17 protein-coding genes and 4 pseudogenes are annotated in these 20083 nt (G+C 56.8%); 9 read left to right on the top strand and 12 right to left on the bottom strand.

The window, feature by feature from the left end:
• Nucleotides 1–57: 57 nt before the first annotated feature.
• Nucleotides 58–1674 carry an extracellular solute-binding protein gene (locus PYR65_RS27635; RefSeq protein WP_276121967.1) on the bottom strand — a complete coding sequence of 539 codons (1617 nt, stop codon included), beginning with the start codon at nt 1672–1674 and terminating at the stop codon, nt 58–60.
• Between the two features lie 295 nt (nt 1675–1969).
• Here PYR65_RS27635 and PYR65_RS27630 point away from each other — a divergent pair, with 295 nt between their 5' ends.
• Nucleotides 1970–2989, top strand: coding sequence for a LacI family DNA-binding transcriptional regulator (locus PYR65_RS27630; RefSeq protein ID WP_276121966.1), 1020 nt, complete (start codon nt 1970–1972; stop codon nt 2987–2989).
• Nucleotides 2990–3841: 852 nt separating this feature from the next.
• Here PYR65_RS27630 and PYR65_RS27625 read toward each other — a convergent pair.
• A pseudogene (locus PYR65_RS27625) lies at nt 3842–5472 on the bottom strand (GMC family oxidoreductase).
• A gap of 198 nt (nt 5473–5670) precedes the next feature.
• Entirely contained in the window at nt 5671–6459 is a 789-nt protein-coding gene (locus PYR65_RS27620; RefSeq protein ID WP_276121965.1) for an alpha/beta fold hydrolase, read from the bottom strand.
• 144 nt (nt 6460–6603) lie between these two features.
• On the opposite strand from PYR65_RS27620, the gene PYR65_RS27615 reads away from it, so the two are divergent.
• Entirely contained in the window at nt 6604–7071 is a 468-nt protein-coding gene (locus PYR65_RS27615) for a MarR family winged helix-turn-helix transcriptional regulator (protein WP_060640072.1), read from the top strand.
• A 28-nt stretch (nt 7072–7099) separates the two neighbouring features.
• On the opposite strand, the gene PYR65_RS27610 is transcribed toward PYR65_RS27615, so the two are convergent.
• Nucleotides 7100–7879: an SDR family oxidoreductase gene (locus PYR65_RS27610; RefSeq protein WP_276121964.1), complete on the bottom strand. Its 780-nt coding sequence runs from the start codon at nt 7877–7879 to the stop codon at nt 7100–7102.
• A complete protein-coding gene (locus PYR65_RS27605) occupies nt 7876–8205 on the bottom strand; it encodes a nuclear transport factor 2 family protein (RefSeq protein ID WP_276121963.1) in 330 nt (109 codons plus the stop codon). The genes PYR65_RS27610 and PYR65_RS27605 overlap by 4 nt, the downstream gene beginning before the upstream one ends.
• Before the next feature lie 136 nt (nt 8206–8341).
• Here PYR65_RS27605 and PYR65_RS27600 point away from each other — a divergent pair, with 136 nt between their 5' ends.
• On the top strand, nt 8342–9265 hold the full coding sequence (locus PYR65_RS27600; RefSeq protein WP_276121962.1) for a LysR family transcriptional regulator: 924 nt from the start codon (nt 8342–8344) through the stop codon (nt 9263–9265).
• Nucleotides 9266–9478: 213 nt separating this feature from the next.
• Here PYR65_RS27600 and tnpA read toward each other — a convergent pair whose 3' ends face one another.
• The 4 genes and pseudogenes from tnpA to PYR65_RS27585 all read right to left on the bottom strand — a co-directional run bounded on the left by tnpA (nt 9479) and on the right by PYR65_RS27585 (nt 13161).
• Entirely contained in the window at nt 9479–9688 is a 210-nt protein-coding gene (gene tnpA, locus PYR65_RS30650; RefSeq protein ID WP_407951371.1) for an IS66 family insertion sequence element accessory protein TnpA, read from the bottom strand.
• 76 nt (nt 9689–9764) lie between these two features.
• A pseudogene (locus PYR65_RS27595) lies at nt 9765–10112 on the bottom strand (DUF4334 domain-containing protein); the annotation flags it as partial.
• A 27-nt stretch (nt 10113–10139) separates the two neighbouring features.
• Entirely contained in the window at nt 10140–12794 is a 2655-nt protein-coding gene (gene ligD / locus PYR65_RS27590; RefSeq protein ID WP_276121961.1) for a DNA ligase D, read from the bottom strand.
• A gap of 58 nt (nt 12795–12852) precedes the next feature.
• Nucleotides 12853–13161 carry a hypothetical protein gene (locus PYR65_RS27585; protein ID WP_082546863.1) on the bottom strand — a complete coding sequence of 103 codons (309 nt, stop codon included), beginning with the start codon at nt 13159–13161 and terminating at the stop codon, nt 12853–12855.
• Between the two features lie 214 nt (nt 13162–13375).
• Here PYR65_RS27585 and ku (PYR65_RS27580) point away from each other — a divergent pair, with 214 nt between their 5' ends.
• From ku (PYR65_RS27580) to PYR65_RS27555, 6 genes and pseudogenes are all read left to right on the top strand, one after another.
• Nucleotides 13376–14263 carry a non-homologous end joining protein Ku gene (gene ku / locus PYR65_RS27580; protein WP_276121960.1) on the top strand — a complete coding sequence of 296 codons (888 nt, stop codon included), beginning with the start codon at nt 13376–13378 and terminating at the stop codon, nt 14261–14263.
• A gap of 3 nt (nt 14264–14266) precedes the next feature.
• The gene (ku, locus tag PYR65_RS27575) at nt 14267–15088 is read left to right on the top strand and encodes a non-homologous end joining protein Ku (protein ID WP_276121959.1); all 822 of its coding nucleotides are present in this window, start codon (nt 14267–14269) and stop codon (nt 15086–15088) included.
• A gap of 139 nt (nt 15089–15227) precedes the next feature.
• Nucleotides 15228–15467, top strand: coding sequence for a DUF6894 family protein (locus PYR65_RS27570; RefSeq protein WP_276121958.1), 240 nt, complete (start codon nt 15228–15230; stop codon nt 15465–15467).
• A gap of 526 nt (nt 15468–15993) precedes the next feature.
• Nucleotides 15994–16206 (top strand): annotated as a pseudogene (locus PYR65_RS27565) (UvrD-helicase domain-containing protein); the annotation flags it as partial.
• Nucleotides 16207–17148: 942 nt separating this feature from the next.
• The gene (locus tag PYR65_RS27560) at nt 17149–17307 is read left to right on the top strand and encodes a DUF6894 family protein (protein WP_276121957.1); all 159 of its coding nucleotides are present in this window, start codon (nt 17149–17151) and stop codon (nt 17305–17307) included.
• Nucleotides 17308–17505: 198 nt separating this feature from the next.
• Nucleotides 17506–17877, top strand: a complete 372-nt coding sequence (locus PYR65_RS27555) for a response regulator (RefSeq protein ID WP_276121956.1) — start codon at nt 17506–17508, stop codon at nt 17875–17877.
• A 77-nt stretch (nt 17878–17954) separates the two neighbouring features.
• Here PYR65_RS27555 and PYR65_RS27550 read toward each other — a convergent pair whose 3' ends face one another.
• The 3 genes and pseudogenes from PYR65_RS27550 to PYR65_RS30645 form a co-directional block, all read right to left on the bottom strand.
• A complete protein-coding gene (locus tag PYR65_RS27550; RefSeq protein WP_276121955.1) occupies nt 17955–18131 on the bottom strand; it encodes a hypothetical protein in 177 nt (58 codons plus the stop codon).
• A gap of 629 nt (nt 18132–18760) precedes the next feature.
• Entirely contained in the window at nt 18761–18958 is a 198-nt protein-coding gene (locus PYR65_RS27545) for a hypothetical protein (RefSeq protein WP_276122345.1), read from the bottom strand.
• A pseudogene (locus tag PYR65_RS30645) lies at nt 18947–19144 on the bottom strand (hypothetical protein); the annotation flags it as partial. The pseudogene PYR65_RS30645 and the gene PYR65_RS27545, both read right to left, overlap by 12 nt.
• Between the last annotated feature and the right edge of the window lie 939 nt (nt 19145–20083).

The following is a 20083-nucleotide window of genomic DNA, read 5'->3' as shown; positions in this document are numbered from 1 at the left end:
AAAACGGGATGATTGCCGGGCGGGATCTGCGCCCGGCAATCATGTCAGCGGCGCGCGTCAACCCGCCAGCGGATCGAGCACCGTCGGCCAGGCTTGCTTGTTCGTCTTGATGGCTTCAAGCAGCTTTTCTTCGCCGGTTCGCCGCGCGATGCGCTGCCACTGGCGTTCTGTATCCGCCATGGCCTGCTCCGGCGTTTTCGACTTGGTCAGCGCCGCCATCAGGTTTTCGTCCAGCGCATTGTGGAATGCCGTCGCGCCGGGATAGTTGATGGTCGGCACCGTGCGGGCAACGGTCTCACGGACGACGTCCATGTGGTAATCGTGGTAAGTCTGCCGCACCAAGGGGTCAGAGAAATTCGCGAGCTGGAACGGATCGAAATATCCGCCGGGGTTCGCCGTCATCCAGGAATAGATGCGGCTCGAACCCAGCCATTGCAGCAGGAGGTAGCACGCCTCCGGGTTTTTGCTCTGGGCCGAAACGCAGGCCGAAAGGTTCAGCCAGAGCACCGAACGGCTCACAAGCTTACCATCGACTTCGCGGCCGGGCGACAGCATCGAACCTATCTTGCCGGTGACCTTTGAGCCTTCGTTCGCCTTGTTGTCGAGAAACTTCGGCAGATTCGAGAAGGCGCAGGTCATCGCGGCACCACCGCCGGCGAAGTTGCCGTATTGCTCAGGCCAGCCCCAGGAAATCGCATCCGGCGAATGATGGCTGAGACTATCGACATATTCCTGTGTCGCCAGATAGCCGGCGTCGGAATTGATCAGCGGCTTACCATCGTCACCGAACAGGAATTGGTTGGGCGAGCCCATGGACACGAAACGCTGATACCAGTTGGTATAGCCCCAGCCCTGATTGCGCAAGTCGGTGGAGCCGAACAGGCCCTTGTCCGGGCGATGGAAGAAGGCCGCGATATCGGAATGCTCCTTCCAGGTGCGCGGCGGCGCAAGCGCATAACCGTACTTATCGGCGAAAGCCTTCTTCTCGGCTTCGTCATTGAAGAGGTCGGTACGGTAATTCCAGGTCTGAAAATCGCCATCGAGCGAGACCCCGTAGGTGGAGCCGCGATACTGGTTCAGCAGCGAGACGCCCTTGGCACCGTTCACGTAACCACGCTCGGGATCGTCCCATTCCGGCTTGTGAGCCGCGACATATTCGTCAAGCTTGATGATGCCGGCGGTTTCGGCGAGATCGCCCAGGCGGTTCCATTCAACCGCGTAGATGTCGAAGGCTCCGCCTTTGGTGGAGATATCCTGCATCGTTTTGGTGAATTCCTGGCCGTTGGGAACACCTACGATATCAAGCTTGATACCGGCTTCCTTTTCCCAAAGATCCTTGATTGAGGGCGCACCGGCCGGGAAAGGCTGGGTCAACTGGCCGATCGATCCATCGGAAAGGCCCAGCACGATCCGCTCCGGCGCCTTGCCGGCCGCCTTCAGCGCCTTCGCCGCTTCTATGGCACGGCCCTCGGGTGTTTGAGGGCCGTATTGATAACGCTCGGCACCATCAAATCCGGTCGGCCCTCCGACCATTCCCGGCGCCAGGGCATCGGCCGCAAATGCTCGGCCGGGCCGAATTATTTGCGGCGCAATACCGACTGCAGCCGTCAATGCAAAGGTTTTTGCACCAGCGGCCAGCAAGCCGCGGCGCGAGACCGTAAAGATGTCGCTCATTGGTTTCTCCTCCCAAGCTGACTGGCCTCCACACCTGTCAACTTGAGGAGTAATGACGTCGCAAATGATCGATGTCAACATCATAATACATCATATTACATCTTCAATAGGAGCCGCTTAAGCTTTTCTTTGTCGATAGGCTGGGGAGACTGCCAGAATGACGTATTATGATGGATTTTCTTGTAAAACCGCGATGGAGTTTCTGAGGATAAAGCGGAGTAAATACCGTTTGGGGCCTTGTATTTGACGCCGGTCGAAATACATCATTTTCCATCATTTCTCGAAAGGAAAGATTTTGCGCTCGACTTTGATGGACATTGCACGGGAAGCCGGGGTTTCTCCGGCAACGGTAGACAGGGTCCTCAACAATCGTGACGGCGTGCGCGAGCGCACCCGAAAGGCCGTGCTCGAAACTGCGCGTAAGCTGGGCTATGCGTCCGAACCAGACGGGACGCAGGAAGCCAACGGCACGGTGCTGCGGCTGGACTTCGTGTTGCCAGCAGGCACCAATACTTTCATCGCCAATCTTCTTCAGCAGATCGTCAAACAGGGTGAGCTTCAAGACGACATCGATGTTCGCGTGCATTCGATCGAAGGCTTCAATCCCGACAGCCTGGCAAGGCAGCTCGATGCCCTGATTGCGACCACGCAAGGGGTTGGCGTCATTGCGCTGGATCATCCAACGGTACGGGAGGCCATGCGCAGACTGGCAGCCTCCGGTGCCCCCATCGTCACACTGGTTTCAGATATTCTGCATGTTCCGAGGCTTGGATATATCGGCATCGACAACCGCGCCGCCGGACGGCTGGCCGGTTATCTGCTCGGGAGACTGTTGAGTCGCGGAGAGAAACGCAAGATCGCGCTGTTTGCGGGCTCACTATCCTACCGGGGCCATGAAGAACGGGAGATGGGATTTCGCCATGTCATTGCGGAAGATTTCCACAATCTGGAGATCGTCGAGCTTCGGGAAATCCGCGACGATCGGCAGCGGGCTTTCGAGGAAACCGTGTCGCTGCTGAAGCGGCATCCCGACCTGTCGGGCATCTACAATATCGGCGCCGGCAATGCCGGCATCGGGCAAGCCCTGCAGGAAGCAGGTCTTGCCCAGTCCGTTATCTTTGTGGGTCATGAGGTGACTGAAAGCACCAAGCGTTTTCTGCTCGACGGCACGATGGACGCCGTCATCGACCAGAACCCACGGGTGGAAGCACGAGAAGCGCTTACCATGCTCAAGACCGCAGTTCTGGGAGGAAAGGTTGATTACCATCCCCCACGGCTGCAGGTTATCTTCCGAGAAAACATACCCGAATTTTAGGCAGAGAAGCCAGCTGACGCCACCTCCAAATCCGGCAAATCACTGCGCTCGCCAAAATGTGGAGGTGATGGATTGCTAGGTGGCAATCGGCGCACAATGTTGGCTCGGACAAAGTTCAAGAGATATGAACTCGCGACCCATACTTTAAAAGCGGGAAGGTCATTGAAATAGCTACGTCAACGGCATGGCCATAATTATAGAACATAATTGCATGCTCGAACTCAAGCTCGCAGCGACGGCGCTTGAGATTAACTGGGTGTTGATTTCCACTGAGAGCTGACCCCCTATCAAGCTCTGCCGGGTCAGCTCTCAGTGGAAATCAACATCTATTTGCGCCAACCCGTGAAAATTTGATCATTGGCCAAAGACGTTAGCTGCGACCACGATGGAATTGGGCGTCGAAGCGCTACACCATCTCCAGCCCGACCAGTTCGTCAACGCGCTGCTTGTGGAGGAGACCCTAAACCGTCCTCGAAGGTGTAAAATCACACAGGCAACGGCCTATGCTCTCGGGTCTTTAGCGCTTGGTGTGTCTAAGTCGGCCCAGAAAAAGTTCGAACAACGAGGGTTTTCCGGACTTCGAGCGTCAGCCGTTGAACGCGGCCGCTCTGTGACAGTTTCGCTGTTCGGAAATATGTGCGGAAATCGAGTGTTCTGAAATGGCTGCGTGATTAGCTGATAAGTGCTCTTGAACGGATACGAACTTGCAACCTTCAAGTTTTTAAAGAGAGCATCCGTTTATCATGGATAAAAAACCGAGCGCCGAACGCACTTTAAGACATTGGACTCCATGACAGTCCGCTGAGAACTTAGCGCCATGTAATGGTGAGCGCTAAGTTCTAACTTTCAGGATCAGACAAACGGAGCGACAAGATCGCGCTGAGCGCCCAGTCCATGTGAAATTCCGATCAGATCGGCCGCTCGCTCACCGATGACAACACAGGGCGCCATTGTGTTGCCGGTCGTGATCCGGGGCATAATCGAGGCATCCGCAATGCGAAGACCCTCAATGCCATAGACCTTGAGCTCATTGTCGACGACCGACATGTTATCGCGTCCCATCTTGGCGGTGGAGGTTTGATGCCAGTAGGTGACGGCCGAGCGTCGGACGAAATCGATCATGCCTGATCTGTCGCGCGCACCTGGAGCTGTTTCTGCTGCCACCAACGGGGAAAGGCCCTCGCTATTACCGAGTTCGCGACACAACTCGACGGCGGCCAATGCGGCAGCCATGTCTTCCGGCTCGCTCAGGGAGTTCGGGTCGATCAGGATAGGATCGTTTATGTTCGGACCAGAGAGCCGCAAACGACCACGGCTTTTCGGCTGTGCGAGACCATTAAAAATTGTCCAGCCGTGCTCCGGCGTTTCAAGACCGGTCTCAAGGGGCGACGGAACTGCGAACTCCAACTGGCACTGGAGGATGTCTGGCTGGGATAGACGCGCATTACTCTTCCAGTAGATGTTTGCCTCACATCCGCTACCGCCGACAGCTTGCGGCTTTCGATAGGCCCATGTGCAGCCGAAAGCGAGATGATCCTGATGATGGCGACCGACACCGGGCAAATGCTGGACAACCGGAAGACCATGCAGCCTTAACTCGTCTTCCGGGCCGATACCGGACTGCATCAGGACCTTTGGTGTATTGATCGCCCCCAGCGACAGCACGGTTTCACAATGCGCCATCAACCGGCGCCGTTGACCATCGATGAGCGCCTCTACTCCCCGCACTCGCTTACCATCATAGATGAGGCGCGTGACCACCGCCTCGGTCATTACCGTCAAATTTGGGCGCGGCTGCATGGGACGAACATAGGAACCAAATACGGATTCTCGCTTGCCATCGCGGATCCGCAGTTCGGCGATTGACGCGCCACCTTCGGCTTCCATCATCTCGCCGTTCGTCGAATCGAACACCGGAACGCCGATAGCCGAAGCCGCGCTCAAAAGAGCTTCCGCCACTGGTTGCGGAGATTGGGGCTGCGCGACATAAGCCGGCCCTCCCACGCCGCGACGCACCGGGTCCGGCGCGCCCTGCCAGTCCTCGATACGGCGATAGTAGCGAAGGGCGGACTCATATCCCCAGGCGGCATCACCTGCCTCTTCGGCAAAATGATTCCAGTCTTCCCGATGCCCTCTCGCCCAGACCATGACGTTAATGCTTGAGCCGCCGCCAAGCCCCTTGCCCATGCTAAGAGGAAGCCGCCGCCCAGCCAGACCAGGCGTCGGTTGCCCGACAAAGCCCCAATCCCGGCTGGAGCCAAGGTTGAGCGGCCACTGAGCAGGGTTCGATACCGTTTCGGATTTATCATCTCCGCCCCTTCGAGTAGCAGTACGCTCGCGCTGCCATTTTCTGCCAGCCGTGCTGCGACGACCGAGCCGCTCGAGCCGGCGCCGCAGACAATGAAGTCGAAGACATCACCGACCTCGCTCTGAGAAAGGCGCGGATTTTCGGATGCATTTTGGTCATGAGTATTCAGCTTCACGTGACTACCTCCGTGAATGATTTAGGGATATTGCGGGTGATGTGGAGTTGCTAGAGTGCGAAGCCGGGCAATGAAACTCAGCCAAAGATAGTTGGCGCTTGCGTGCTCGCTCTGACCCTGCCGCGCCTGTTTGGACAGACCTTGAAGGTCGTTACCGGGACAGTGTGGGATGTCCCGACAACGCAGTATCTATCATTTCTACATTGCCGAAACGGCCTTGGCTGCCTGGTCAATCGTATCCGCGACGACCGTCGGCTGTGTCATGAACAGGGCGTGGCTTGCCGACACTTTAGTGATCTTCGCCTTGATGCGCTCGGCCATGTGGATCAGCATGGCCTGATCGAATGCCTTATCTTCTGTGGCGATGACGGCCCAGCTCGGCTTGGTCCGCCAGGCGGCATTCTCGAGCTTGGTGCCGAACGCCGACATGTTGATCGGCACCTGCGAAGCGCTCATGAACGCGGCCTCGGCATCGCTGACGTCATGCGCGAAACCAGCCTTGAACTTTGCCGGGCTGACATATCCAAAACCATCCTTGGTCGTCTCGATGACGAACTCAGATGCAGGAGCAAACCCTTGATACTGCTGAGCCGTCGTCTCGCCGGCATCCGGGGAGAGTGCGGAGACATAGACGAGGCCCGAAACCTTTGGATCGATGCCAGCTTCCGTGATGACCGTGCCGCCCCAGGAATGCCCAACGAGAATGACCGGACCATCCTGCCGCTCAAGCGCACGCTTGGTGGCGGCGACATCGTCTGCCAGGGACGTCAACGGGTTCTGCAGGATGGTAACGTGATAGCCGCGCTTCGTCAGATTGTCGTAAACACCCTTCCAGCCCGACCCGTCGGCAAAGGCGCCATGGACGAGCACGACGTTCTTTACGGACTGGTTCTGAGGAATTGTGTCAGCAGCGTTTGCCGATAGTGCGGCGGACAAAGCGGTAGCAACTGCAATCGCGGCAACGGTGGTTGTGGACTTGCGTGTCATGGTCATCTCCTTTGTATGCATGCGATAACTGTTATCGCGATAACTATAAGTTTTCACATCTCCAGCCGCGCGTCAACATGAATCTTATCGCGATATTGGTTTTCGTGATAAGTTGGATTATATGGATGGCTACAGGAGTTCAAAATGACCCAACGCCATAACGACCCCCCGCCCCTGCGCCACCAGCTGTGCTATGCGATTTACACCGCCGGCATTGCCATCCAGCGCGCTTACAAGCCCCTTCTCGACGAGCTGGGACTGACCTATCCGCAATATCTCGTCCTGAACGTTCTTTGGGCAAAAGACGAGCAGACTGTAGTGTCCATCGCAGATCAGCTCGCCTTGGAATCCAGCACGCTCACCCCGCTTTTAAAGCGTCTTGAAACAGCCGGACACTTAAGTCGTACGCGCAACCTGAACAACGAACGGCAGGTCCTGGTTGCGCTGACAGACCAAGGTCGTGCATTGCAGCACAGGGCAGGCTGCCTCAGCGATACTTTGCTGGCAGCCTCGACCCAGACACCCCCGGAACTTGCAGCCCTGAACCGCGACGTGCGGCATCTTCGTGACGCGATCTACTCCCAGATCGGCGGGTGGGACGCACCCGCCTGACCTGCAAGAGTTTGAGCTGACTGAAAGATCAAGCGGTCGGGACGGTCCCGCCGTCGATGACGTGCTCGGTCCCTGTAATCGATGCTGCCCGATCCGATGCAAGAAATGCGATCAGATCGGCGACCTCTTCCGGTTTGGCCGGTCGCCCAAGCGGTATGCCACCGAGCGAGTTCATGATCACCTGCACCGCGGCGTCGTACTCGATGCCGGCTTCCGCGGCGATGCGCAGGGCCAGGCCGTTGGCCCCCGGGTCGGCGATCCAGCCCGGAGAGACCCGTACCACCCGCACACCCTTCGGAGAAACCTCTTTGGAGATGCTTTTGCTGTAGGTGTTAAGGGCTCCTTTGGCTGAAGCGTAGCCGGTCGTCGCCTCGGGTAGCGGAAGGTTTCTCTGGATAGAGGTGACGTGGATGACGACACCACTTCCCTGGGCGACCATGCCAGGGATCAAAGCGCGATCCAGTCTGACCGCCGGAAGGAAGTTAAGGGCGAACTCCTTCTCCCATTCCTCGTCGGTGAGCGCCGCGAAGCCGCCTGAAGGGGCCGAAGAGCCGCCCAGCATGTTCACAAGGATATCAAGGCCGCCGAGTTCCCTATGCACCGCATCGACGACGGTCTGTACCCCTGCCGTGGTGGTCAGATCGGCCTCGACGAACGTCGCTCCCGCGAGGTCAACAGGCTTCTTACGAGCGGTGGTCAATACGCTGGCACCGAGCTCCTTGAACAGCGCAACGGCTGCAGCGCCGGCCCCCGAAGTGCCGCCAGTGATGAGGGCGCGACGGCCCTGCAAGGTGAGGAACTGTGTCATACTGTGATCTCCAGTTCGGCGACCTTGTCGCCCGCGAGGACGAAGAAGAAACGCAGATCGATCGGGCTGCCCGGGAAGTCGCCGACGGCATGGGCCGTTACCTGGCTTTTCCCGTTGTCGGTGGCAATCAAGAAGGGTTCCACCGTGTAGCTGTATTGCTGAGCTTCATCAGCCATCCAGGCGCGGATGGCATCACCACCGCGGTGGGTCTTGCCCTTATCCTTCACGATGCCGTCTGCAGTGAAAGTGGCAGCGATCGCGTCCGGGCTGCCAGTCCGGTCGGCTTCGAAATACGCTTCGATCGCCTTGGGAAGTTTGATTGTCATTATGATCCTCCATCAATTCCAGCATCGCGCGCTGGAGGCCTCGTTCCCGTTTGAGTTCGATAAGCACAATCTAAGGCAGGGCGGTTGACACGATAACTGGGATAAAGAAGGATGTGGAATTACGAAAAGAGGAATAATGACGCGCTCTGTTTTAGTCGATCTGGACGCCGTTCTCAGCATCTCGCGCCTGGGCTCGTTTCGAGCGGCCGCGCTTGAGCTCGGCATGTCCACAACAGCATTAAGCAACGCCGTTGCAAAGCTTGAGCAGCGTCTTGGCGTTCGCCTGTTCAACCGTACAACGCGTAGCGTCTCGCTCACCGACGCTGGAAAAACTTTTGCCGAGCGGGTTGGCCCCGCAATGAAGGACATCCACGATGCTATGCTCACGGTCCAATCGCTTCAGGACACTCCGGCGGGCACATTGCGCATCAACGCCTTCGCGACAGCAGCGCGCGAGGTCATGGAACCGCTCATAATGTCGTTCATGCAGCGCTACCCTCAGGTGCATATTGATCTGGTCACGGAGGGACGGATCGTTGACATCGTTGCCGCGGGCTTCGACCTGGGCTTGAGGCCGGCTGATCTGGTGCCGGCCGACATGATCGCCGTACCGCTCGGTTTGAAGCGCAGCAATGCAGTTGTTGCATCGCCAGACTTCCTGCGCACTCACGGAAAGCCAATCGTCCCAGCCGACCTTTACCGGTTTCGTTGCATCCGCGCTCGGCTTCCCGACAACGCCTTGTTTCGGTGGAAATTTGAAAAGGACGGGGAGGCTGTCCAGATCGATGTACAAGGCTCGATCACTCTCGACGAATCGAGCCTTGTCAGAATAGCGGCACAAAATGGCGTCGGGCTCGGATACGTTATGGAAGCGGACGTGCGTGATGATCTTGCGGCCGGCCGACTGGTGCGCGTTCTCGAGGATTGGACTCCATCGCTGGCGCCACTGGCTTTATACTATCCCGGCAGGAAAAATCCGCCAGCCGCCTTTAGCGCATTTATTCAGGCTGCCCGGGATTTCGCGAAGAAGCAAACAAAACAACCACAACATGCAGACTAAAGTGCCCTACCGCAGTATTGTTTTGCGAGGGTCGAGGCGCGCAACGATCTGCCCGGCAAATGAACGTTACGGACATTTAGAGCGTTCTCACTTATTTGCGCGCTTTCCACCACGAAATCTGATGGCATTGGTATGGGACTTTCTATCTGCCGCTCCATCGTGGAGGCCCACGGAGGACGCATCTGGGCTACAGCCAATCGTCCCTGCGGGATCTCATCCAACTTTACGCTCTCTAACTACCGTTGCTCTCAAAGGCATCTCTGCAGGCTTATCCATCACTGCTGGCACGAACATCGGCGTTGACGTCTGCTCCGATTGTTTCCGCGACTTCCGCCGCCAGGTGAACAACTGACCAGGCGACAAACCTTGCCGCCGCGCAACAGCACTGACCGACATCTCGTCGCTATGACTTTCGGCGACAATCTGAAGCTTCTCCTCGTCGCTCCATTTGCGGCGGCGAAACTAGCTTGACGCGGCAGGCCGAGCCTGCCGCATCAGTTCACACATCTTTAACGCGCTCGAGCTCGAAGAAATAGATGCGCTCGTCACCTTCGATCACCATGGCTCCCATGAGGCGATTATCGTCGACCTTGCGGAAATGATCGACGATGGGCTGGGTGTCGTAGACCATCGCAGCACTTGTCACCCCTTGGAACGGCACCGCTTTCAATGATGCTACCGGACCTTTGGCTCTCAGCCGGCGCAGCAGATAGGAAAACAGGTTGCTTGCGGCTCTGCTCCTGCCGATCTTGTGGAAACGGAGTGCCAGACGGAGTGGAATCCAGGCCGGATCGGTGGCGACGAGGCGCTTCTCCCCTCCGCGGAACAACAGCGCGTCGGCACGCATCCATCGCTCAATCACTTGTAGCCATACTCAAGCCGCCGCCTTTCGCGATTTTGCCAACCGCTTGATGGCCTGTTCCAGCGGCCGCTGTCCGTCGCAATAGTCCTGCCACGCGGTGCTCTTCTTCAACAGCTCCGGTACGGTCCTGACGGTGAATCGCTTGGGATCCAGGTCCGTTTTCACCTGGCTCCAGTTGAGGGGCATCGATACGGTTGCGCTCGGACGTGCGCGCGGCGACAATGGCGCGACTGCCGTCGCCATCCGGTCGTTGCGCAAATAGTCGAGGAAGATGCGGCCCTCGCGCTGGTTCTTGGCCATCTTGATGAGGTAGAGCTCTGGATTGTCGCGCGCCATATCCTGACAGACGTCGTGCGCGAAGCCTTTCGCCTCATCCCAGTTGAGTTTCTTGCCCTTCGGCAAGCCCAAGGGCGTGACGACATGCAGGCCCTTGCCTCCGGTCGTCTTGCAGAAGCTGACAAGTCCCAGGTCTTCGAGGCGGTCTCGGATTTCTCGTGCGGCCTCGACGACGGTGGAGAATTCAACATCTGGATCGAGATCGAACACCAACCGTCCCGGCACTTCCGGCTGGTTGGGCTCGCAGTTCCAGGGGTGAAGCTCGACGCCGCCGATCTGGGCAATCGCAGCCAGTCCCTCGACCCGATCAATTTGCAGATAGGGCTTCTTATCGCCGAAGACGGTGACAAGCTCAAGCAGGTTGGACGTCCCCGGCATGGCATGGCGCTGGAAGAACTGCTCGCCACCAATTCCATCGGGCGTGCGAATGATCGAGCAGGGTCGGCCCTTGATATGATCGACCAGCCAAGGCCCAACCGCTTCGTGATAGCGCGCCAGGTCGAGCTTCGTGACCGGCTCGTTGTCGCCGGCATCCGGCCACAGCGGCTTGTCGGGGCTCGAGATCATAACGCCCATCACCTCCACCTTCGCGCCCTTGCGAAACTTCCTGGGCGCCGGCTTGTCAGTTTCTGGATCGGGCACTTCGTTTTCGACTGGAGACGCGGGCGTCTCGGCTTCCACCTCCTCGGCCGGCTTGTCTTCGCGCAAACCCTTGAACGCCGCCTGCCGAACCTGGCCATCACCCGTCCAGCCGGCAAATTCAATCTCGGCGACCAGTTCGGGTTTCAGCCAGACAATGTCTGAAGATTTCTTCGGCGCACCGATGCCTGTAAACGGTGACTTCGAGGTCTCCATCTCTTGCAGCTTCGGCAACAATGTCTCGACGACTTTTGCGCCATAGCCTATTCCGACGCGACCAACATAGACGAAGTGGCTGCCGCGGTTGACGCCGACAAGCAACGAGCGGAACTTGCCATTGGTCGTGGCATAGGCGCCGATGACCACTTCGTGACCCGCCCAGCATTTCGATTTCGCCCAGGTCTCCGTGCGACCGGACCGGTAGGGCGCATCAGCCTTTTTCGAGACGATACCCTCCAGGGACAGGCGGCAGGCAGACTTCAACACCGCATCGCCGCCGGTTTCAAAATGCTCAACGAAGCGAAGCCTGGGATCGTCGCCAGCGTCGGACAAGAACGCAGCAAGCCTGTCCTTTCGCGCGGTGAGCGGCAATTCACGCAGATCCTCGTCCCCAATGAACAGGAGATCGAAGGCGAAAAAGACCAGGTCGTCCGTCTTGGCTTCCGAAAGCGAAGCCTGCAGCGCAGCAAAATCGGGAGCGCCGTTTTCATCGAGGGCACAGATCTCACCATCGATGATGCAGTCGGGAAGCTTGGACGCCGACGCAGCGATGGCAGACCATTTCGCCGTCCAGTCCAGGCCCTTGCGGGTCTTCAGGGTGACCTCACCGTTCTCGACTCGCATCTGGATGCGATAGCCGTCGAACTTGATCTCGTGGAACCAGCCATGTGCAGTTGGCGGTCGCGCCAGGGTCTCGCAAAGCTGGGGAGCGACAAAGTCCGGCATCGAAGATTTCGCGCGTTTGGCCGCCGGCTTCTTCGCTGACTTGGTGGCTGTCTTTGACCCGGCCTTGCGCTCTTCGGCGGCAAGACCATGATTGCTGTCCCACACCGCATCCGCTTCCACCGCGCCGCCTTGCAGCATGAACGGTTTGGGTTTTTTACCTTTGCCGGATGCGATAGCCTCCATCGTCCGGCCGGATGCAACCGATGTATGGTTCTCCTCAAGCACGGCTGCGCCGTTCTCCTCGACAGAATAATCGTCATGATGCTTGATCAGCAGCCAATTGGTGCGTTTGCCGCCATCGCGATCATGCCGCATGCGGACGAGCACGAAACTGCCATGCAGGCGATCGCCTTCAAGCGTGAACTTGAAATCACCCTTGGCGAGCGCCTCTTCCGGTGTCTTTTTTCCCTCCGGCTCCCAATAGCCGCGATCCCACAGCATAACTGTCCCGCCACCGTACTGACCTTTGGGGATTGTACCTTCAAAATCTCCGTAGTCGAGCGGATGATCTTCCACTTCAACCGCGAGGCGCTTGTCGCCGGGATCGAGTGAGGGACCTCTTGTCACCGCCCAGGACTTAAACACTCCGTCCAGCTCCAGCCGAAGATCGTAGTGAAGGCGCGTCGCGTCATGCTTCTGGATCACGAACCGACGACGGTCGGACGCACTGACCTTCGCCTCTCCACTGGGCTCGGCGGTCTTTTTAAAATCGCGCTTGCCGCGGTACGTCGAGAGATTGTAGGCCATGGTTTATAATCCTGACGCAAGAGAAACGGGGCCGATCTCAAGTCGGCCCCGTAAACTGCTATTTGCCCGAAACGCGGACCGCTCCGGCATCTCCGAAGCTTCGTTGGACGGCGGCGACCTGATCAGCGGCGATATCCGCAGAGACCTCGATTTCGCCTTCAAATGCCCCATCTTGGCGAGCGCCACCTTCATGCGAGGCATCACCACCGGATGGCTTGGAGCCGGCGGTATTTTCACGACTTGCGGACTGGACGAAAATGTCGGGCCTGGAAATACCGTGTTGCTGAACAAGGTGTTCGACGGCGAGATCAGCTGCCGCACGTGTTTCGAACGTTGCTCGTATTGTCGTAGTGCTGTCGTCTGCCATGGCAACTTGTCCTTTATGTTCTATCGCCTGTTCAAACGCTGTTAGTCCCCCAGTGGTTTCATTGCCATCCTGTTCGGCCACAGGTTTTTCGGCCATTGCACTGAAACCTCAACATTGACCCTTCGCCCTGAATGACGATGATCCATCCAACGAAAACGCCGGAACTAACTAGGCGGCGTTGAGTTTCCTCCGGAACGGACTGGAAGGGACGGAAATGGCTGCACATCGCGCTCAGTGGAAAGGTCACCTGAAGATTGGTGAAATCAGTTGTGCCGTGGGCCTCTACACGGCAGCCTCGACATCCGAGCGGATCAGCTTCCATATGATCAACGAGAGCACTGGAAACCGCCTGAAGCGCGAGTTCATCGACAGTGAGACTGAGGAAGTCGTGGAACGCGACCAACAGGTGAAGGGCTTCGAGACGGGCAACGGTGATTACATCATGATTGATCCCGATGAAGTGGCAGCGGTTGTGCCAGACTCTGACAAAATGTTGGAAGCCGAAGCATTCGTCCCCTGCGGCAAGATCGACGACATCTATTTCGATAAGCCCTACTATTTGGTACCGGTCGACGAAGCCGACCACGATGCTTTTACCAGCATCCGGGATGCCCTGAGCAGGACCAGTGCCACGGCGATTGCTCGCACTGTGCTTTTCCGCCGGATGCGAACTGTCCTCATCCGGGCGCACGGCAAGGGCATGATCGCAACGACCCTCAACTACGATTACGAAGTCCGCTCTTCCGATGAAATCTTCAAAGACGTGGCCAAGGTCAAGGTCGAAGCGGAGATGCTCGATCTGGCCAAGCACATTATCACTACCAAGAAGGGGGACTTCGACCCCGCGAAATTCGATGATCGCTACGAGGATGCCCTCGCCGCGCTGGTGAAGGCGAAGGCGGAGGGCAAGACCCTGCCGAAGCCCAAGCCCATCAAGGTTTCCAAGCCGAACGACCTGCTCAAGGCTCTGCGCGAGAGCGCCGGTATGGATAAGCCGGCGGCAAGCAAGCCGAAGGCCGCCAATGCCAATTCGGGCAAGAAGGCCACAGTTTCCAAATCCACCAAAAGCCGGGCGAAACCCGCACAAAAGAAGGCGAGCTGATCGATGGCACCGCGCCGCCCATATTGGAGAGGCTACCTCAAGCTCTCGCTCGTCACCTGCCCTGTGGTAATGACCCCAGCCACTTCTGACTCCGAAAAAGTCCGCTTTCATACGCTGAACAAAGATACCGGGAACCGGGTGGTCTCCCAGTACGTGGATAGCCTGACCGGCAAGCCCGTCGATGATGAACACGAAGCAAAGGGCTACGAGCGCGGTGAGAACGATTATGTGCTCCTGACCGACGAGGATCTGGACTCCGTCGAATTGGAGACGGTCCGGACAATTGACATCGAAAAGTTCGTTCCGCGTGGAAGCATCGAGTGGGTCTATCTCGAAACTCCATACTACCTCACCGCAAACGACAAAATCGGCGACGAAGCTTTCGCGGTCATACGGCAAGCTATGGCGTCGGAGGATGTCGTCGGCATATCTCGCGTTGTCCTCAGTCGTCGGGAACGGGCTGTCGTGCTGGAGGCGCGCGGCGAAGGCATCGTCGTCTGGACCCTTCGCTTCGGAGATGAAGTGCGGCCGGAAAGCGAATATTTCACAGGCATAGATAAAAAGTCAGATCCCAAAGGCGTTTCCGCACTTGAGGCAGTGATTAAAAAACGGCTGAAGGACTGGTCGCCGGAAATGGCGTCCGACCCGATCCAGGAAAGCTTGCTGAAGCTGATAGCCGATAAGAAGAAATCCAAAAAGCCGTCGAAGGCCATGACTGCGAAATCCACGAAGAATGATGACGAGGAAAAGAGCAACATTGTGAACATTATGGACGCATTGAAGAAGTCGGTTGCAAAGGAGCTGAAATCCCGCAAAAGCGGGTAACCTCTTTTGCCGCATACGGACTAGATAAGCGCCTAAATTACTTCGCGCAAGCATCGGAAAATAAGAGTTCCTGGGCCTGCAGCTAGCCGGCGAAACAGGAGCTTCAACCAACCCAAGCTGTCGTTAACAGGAGGCCAGTTTGCCGATCTTTTTTTTTAGGAGCCCGTATGACCTCGCCGCACCAAATTCCGATGATGAAATTGAATTTGACGATCTAGAGCAGGCAATTGGGCAGGCCCGTGTCGCCATTTGTGAGTTGGCGCCAGATTTTCTCCCCATCAGTCCTGTAAATATGATTGCTATCGAAATTCAAGATGCTGAAGGAATAACTCGGGCCGAAGTGCGCTTAAGTCTTGACGTCTTCCGCCGCTCGTCCTGACAATTTGAAGATTCACCTCCCGTACAACCGCGGCAGGGAGCCGTACTTTCGCGGGTGCGGCCGGAAAAGTGGATTGAACCCTCCGGCACCCTCTACAAGGGAACTTGATTTACTTTAGTGATGGTTGATATTGAAAACTCCGTAGATCGCCAACGTTCCGGGAGAAGAGGCTGGCTGTTTAGATTAGCGCGGAAGCCCTTCCGTTCCCTGATCTAACGACCGGATGAAAGAACCTTGCCCTTTGCGCACAAGTATCCCTTCGAGGGCACTGGATGCGCTCGCGAAGTCTGCAGCAGTCAGATTGAAGGCGAAGTTAAGGACAGGCTGCGGATATCTTCCTCATGCTGTTCAGGGCTTTTCAGCGGCGATCGCGGCTGATATGTTCATTATTTGTTCTTATCCCTCCAAATGAGTCAATGCTGATTCTGGCCGGGGCTAAAGGCGGGATGGCGGAACGCGACGCGCAAGCGACGGGCATACATACCAAAACAGCCAGAACAGACAAGTACTTATCGGGGATCACAGCATGACGGTTGCCTATCTGCAAAAACTGAACGAGCAGCAGCGGCAGGCTGTGGAACACGGCGTTGGACTGGCAGACGGACAGACGGCGGGACCTTTGGTGATCATCGCCGGCGCCGGATCCGGCAAGACCAACACGCTGGCTCACCGGGTCGCGCATCTGATCGTCAACGGCGCCGATCCGCGCCGCATCTTGCTGATGACGTTTTCACGGCGTAAGCCGGCCAGCTAGCCAAAAAAAATGCCGCCACTCCCGGCAGGAGATGGCGGCGTAATATGGCTCACAATATAAAACCTGCAATATGGAATGCACTGCCTCACTCTCCCAAGAGTGTTCACATACCACTACTAATTTAGGGGTTTTGCAAGTACTAATACTGGGCTCTTGGCCTCTGCGAGCATGATGTCACGGCCATGTCACGTCATAGTCACGTAACCTTCTAGTTTCCTCATGGTGTTTGCGGCTAGGTAAGCCCTATATACAAAATAGTGGGCGTCGAGAACTGCGTCCACGTCGGAAAGCTTAAGGTCTGTTAGAGAACCGATCTCAGCTGTAGTGCAGCCAGTGAGGCCTGTCCGAGTTACTGCAGTTCCTCTTAGATTATGAAATGTGAGCCCGACGATGTCGGCCTTTTGGCAATCCGCCAAGATGCTCTGAACCCTTCTAAGGCCCACGGCTTCCCACGCGCATTTACCAAGATAGTCGGGGCGACTCTAACTGTCCTGGCCAATGGCTCACGAAGTGGCTGCCCGATGGCACTGCTACCCTCACGCCAGTCTTGTCTGGTCGCAGCTTCAGCTTCTCACCATCATAGGCGTTCCATAAGGCGTGCAGGAGCGCCCTGGCGCTGTCCGGTCCAAAACGCCATCCTCAACGCGAGACGGAGTTCTTTCGGAGCAGCTGCCTCAAACTTGGAAATTTGCGGAGATCGAGTTTAGCGCTTGGACGAATGACGGGAAGCTAAGACACGCCTCTTTTTAGAGGGCGAGAGATAAGGCGACGCTACCGGAATCTAATCCATCGAATGACCAGAAAATCGCCCGGAACAAACATGCGCCGTTCAAGTTGACCGCTGCTGGCACTGTTGCCAATCCCCAGCCAGCACAAGCCAACTTGGCCCCGCGGTGCGCGGTCATTTCGACCGGTTGGAGGCACTGCATGCCGCACTACTTTTTCCACCTAATTACTGCCGACGGCACTGAACGGGATGATGAAGGCATAAACTTCCCCGATCTGGAAAAAGCGAAGGCCGACGCACAGTCAAGCCTTTCGGAAATGGCGTCTGACGATATGGCCGGCGGTCGTGCCACCAAGTAAAGGGCGTTGAGATTGCCGACAGCCAAGGCAACGCTGTCGCCAAGGTGAACGTCAACAACTCCGTTAACTGACCGCATTCATTTGGACGGCCAACCTGGCGACGATTCCCAACCTATTTAAATATTTTATTGCCAAAAATCAGATCCGGTAGTTCGATAGTCTCCTGCGATACATCCTAGGGTGTTGGAAGGAGGCGCTATGAGCACCAGCGTAAGTAAATCAATCCTCATACTCGAAGACGAGCCGCTCATCGCGATGGACCATGAGCATTACGCTGAGCGGGCTGGGTTTACGCAGATTACAGTTATATCAAGCCGTGCCGCCGCTGAGGAATGGCTTCAATCGCAAACCCCCGCCGTTGCCCTTTTAGATATTCAGTTAAAGGACGGACCGTCTTCAAGTGTGGCAACGCTTCTGAGGAACAAAGGTGTGCCGTTCGTCATTTGTTCTGGCTCAGGCAACAAGGACGCCGATCCCAACTTCCACGATGGTATCTGGTTGCCAAAGCCCTGCATCCCAGAAGAACTATTCACCGCACTCACACAGGCCAAAGCGAAGGTGGCCAAATAAAGCACAGGAGGCATGAAATGGAAGAATCGAGACAGAGACGCAAGCGCGGACCATCGGCACTCGGAAACTTCGACCAATCAAAGGCTGTAGCCCAGGAAGCGATTAGGGAGCGTCGCGAAGCCGATCAGCGGAAAACTCAGCGCCTGCGGGAGTTGCGCATGGCCGAGAAGCCAGATTCTCCGCCAAAGAGATAGCCGGAACAATCCAAACCCGGTCAGGGTCTCCATGTTGGAGGAGCCTGCGATGATCGACAAACTGAAATATCCAGTATCTAACAAGGACCGTCATCTGGTCTGCCAGAAGAAGTTGACGGTCCTTTGCAAATGATCTTGGAGGAAGCGACCCGACACGGCTGGGAAACGCTTGAAACAATCAGAGGTTTTGAGAAATCTGCGGGTGTGTACGCCCATGCGCATGACGACCCGAAAGACAGTAATGAAGAGACCGCCTTTATTCACGAGCGCGTAGGCAAGGAGAATCCGAGACCATCTACGCTTGGACGATTAGCGTGCGTGGGCGCCAGGACGTTCAGCACGTCACCACTTTGGATGAGCTTCGAGACTATTCGCGCGTATGGATTTGCCCGGCATGGCCCCGCCCGAATTTACCACTCTGGAGGCCAAAGTGCACGACCACGGCCTCTATACCCACACCGAGGGCAGCGAGTATGAATGGTCGCTGACTTGGACGAAGGTTGACTGGGCAGCGAGGTGAAATCACTAAGCGTCAGGTCGCTGTCCCATCAGATCGCGCACTTATGTCATGGTCGGAGCTGTTCGATTCTGGCCGCTAGCCTTGACCAAGAGATCGGTCCCGGTCTGACTGCCCGGATCTCGTTCGTTAGGTAAGGCTCTTCCGGACCCGATGTCGTGGCCGCCATCGACTACTCGCGGGAGCGATCTCTTTCCGTTTCGTCGAAATTGGCGTCCCAATCCTTGTCTGGTGCCGTTTCGCCCGGCGGAGTGCGATGGCCGGTTACGTCTTCTGATCCTGTCACCACAGTCGGCTTGGCACTGGCAACTCCCGTGCTATCTCCATCAGCGCGAGATTTCGCGTATTGGCCCTTGGCGTCTTCCTTGATCTTGAGGGCATCGGAAGGGGTATTGCGCTCGGGGTCCTGATTGTTTTCGCCCAAAGCATCCCGATCCACGTCGGGATTATCTTTCGCGGGAAGATAGCCCCGTGGCCTCGTTGCCTCCGGACCTTCCCAACGTGGGGACTGATCGGTTGTTCCGGGTGCGCCATCTGTCGGTGTAGTACTGCCCATGGTCTTTCTCCTTTGAATGGAGGGGAACCAGTCAGGAGGGCAGAAGTTCCTTGTCAAACTCGCTTGGCCACAGCTTGGTCGAATGAAGACGGTTGCGGAACTGCTGTAGGCATCACCAACTATTTTCAGCTAGGCCAGGATACTCCAACCTTCATCAGACCTCGACCGGCCATCAGCGACGTTTCCAAAGCACCCAGAAATCTCTGGTTGCGTGTTTCACTAATTTCGGGACAGGAATTCCGGTGATTCGCGGAACGGGACAGCGATTCCGCCAATTCCAGGACAGTCTTGGACGTGGACTTAAGGTCGATTTTCGCAAGCGCCGTTCTGGCAGATTGGCTCCTCATCATCGGTTGAGAGGGGCCATGCCAAGACGGAAGCAATATGACGATCTGGCACATCCACCAGTCCTGAATTTTGCGGGTCACTCAACACGTACTGAAGTCAATTCGGTTTGGTGCAAAAAATCTACACGAGCTGTATTGACTGGCTTCAGCTCTGCAACATCTCTCGGTCGAGAGGTAAAAAAATGCAAAACAAATCACTAAAAAACCGCCCGACGAGAGGCAGGTCGCTGACAATTGATGAGTTTGCGTTGAAGTACGGGTTATCATCAGAAGACGCACGCAGGCTTTTCGAGGTTTCTGGGCCATCCGAGAACGACCTTGACATCTTGATGGCGGCCAAAGGCATTCTACCGACACCGTGCAACGAGTAGTCACCGATAGAGTCACAAAATTACAGCCAGCAAGTTCCTCAGCCGCTGGAACGACACCCCTGTGCCTCCCTCCAGCGCCATCAGGTGGCTGGCCGCGCTCCAGCGGGGTCTTTTTCCCTCGGAGAAAGATGGCAATGCGGGACTATGGACGTTTGACACCAAAGAGCTCAGGTATAAGGACGCCGACGGCGCCAATTATGTAGCTCAATGCTCCGTTGGAT

This window comes from Pararhizobium qamdonense (genome assembly GCF_029277445.1).
Lineage (GTDB): Bacteria > Pseudomonadota > Alphaproteobacteria > Rhizobiales > Rhizobiaceae > Pararhizobium > Pararhizobium qamdonense.
Note: the sequence above shows the minus strand (reverse complement) of the source record. Positions and strands in the feature narration are given on the sequence as shown.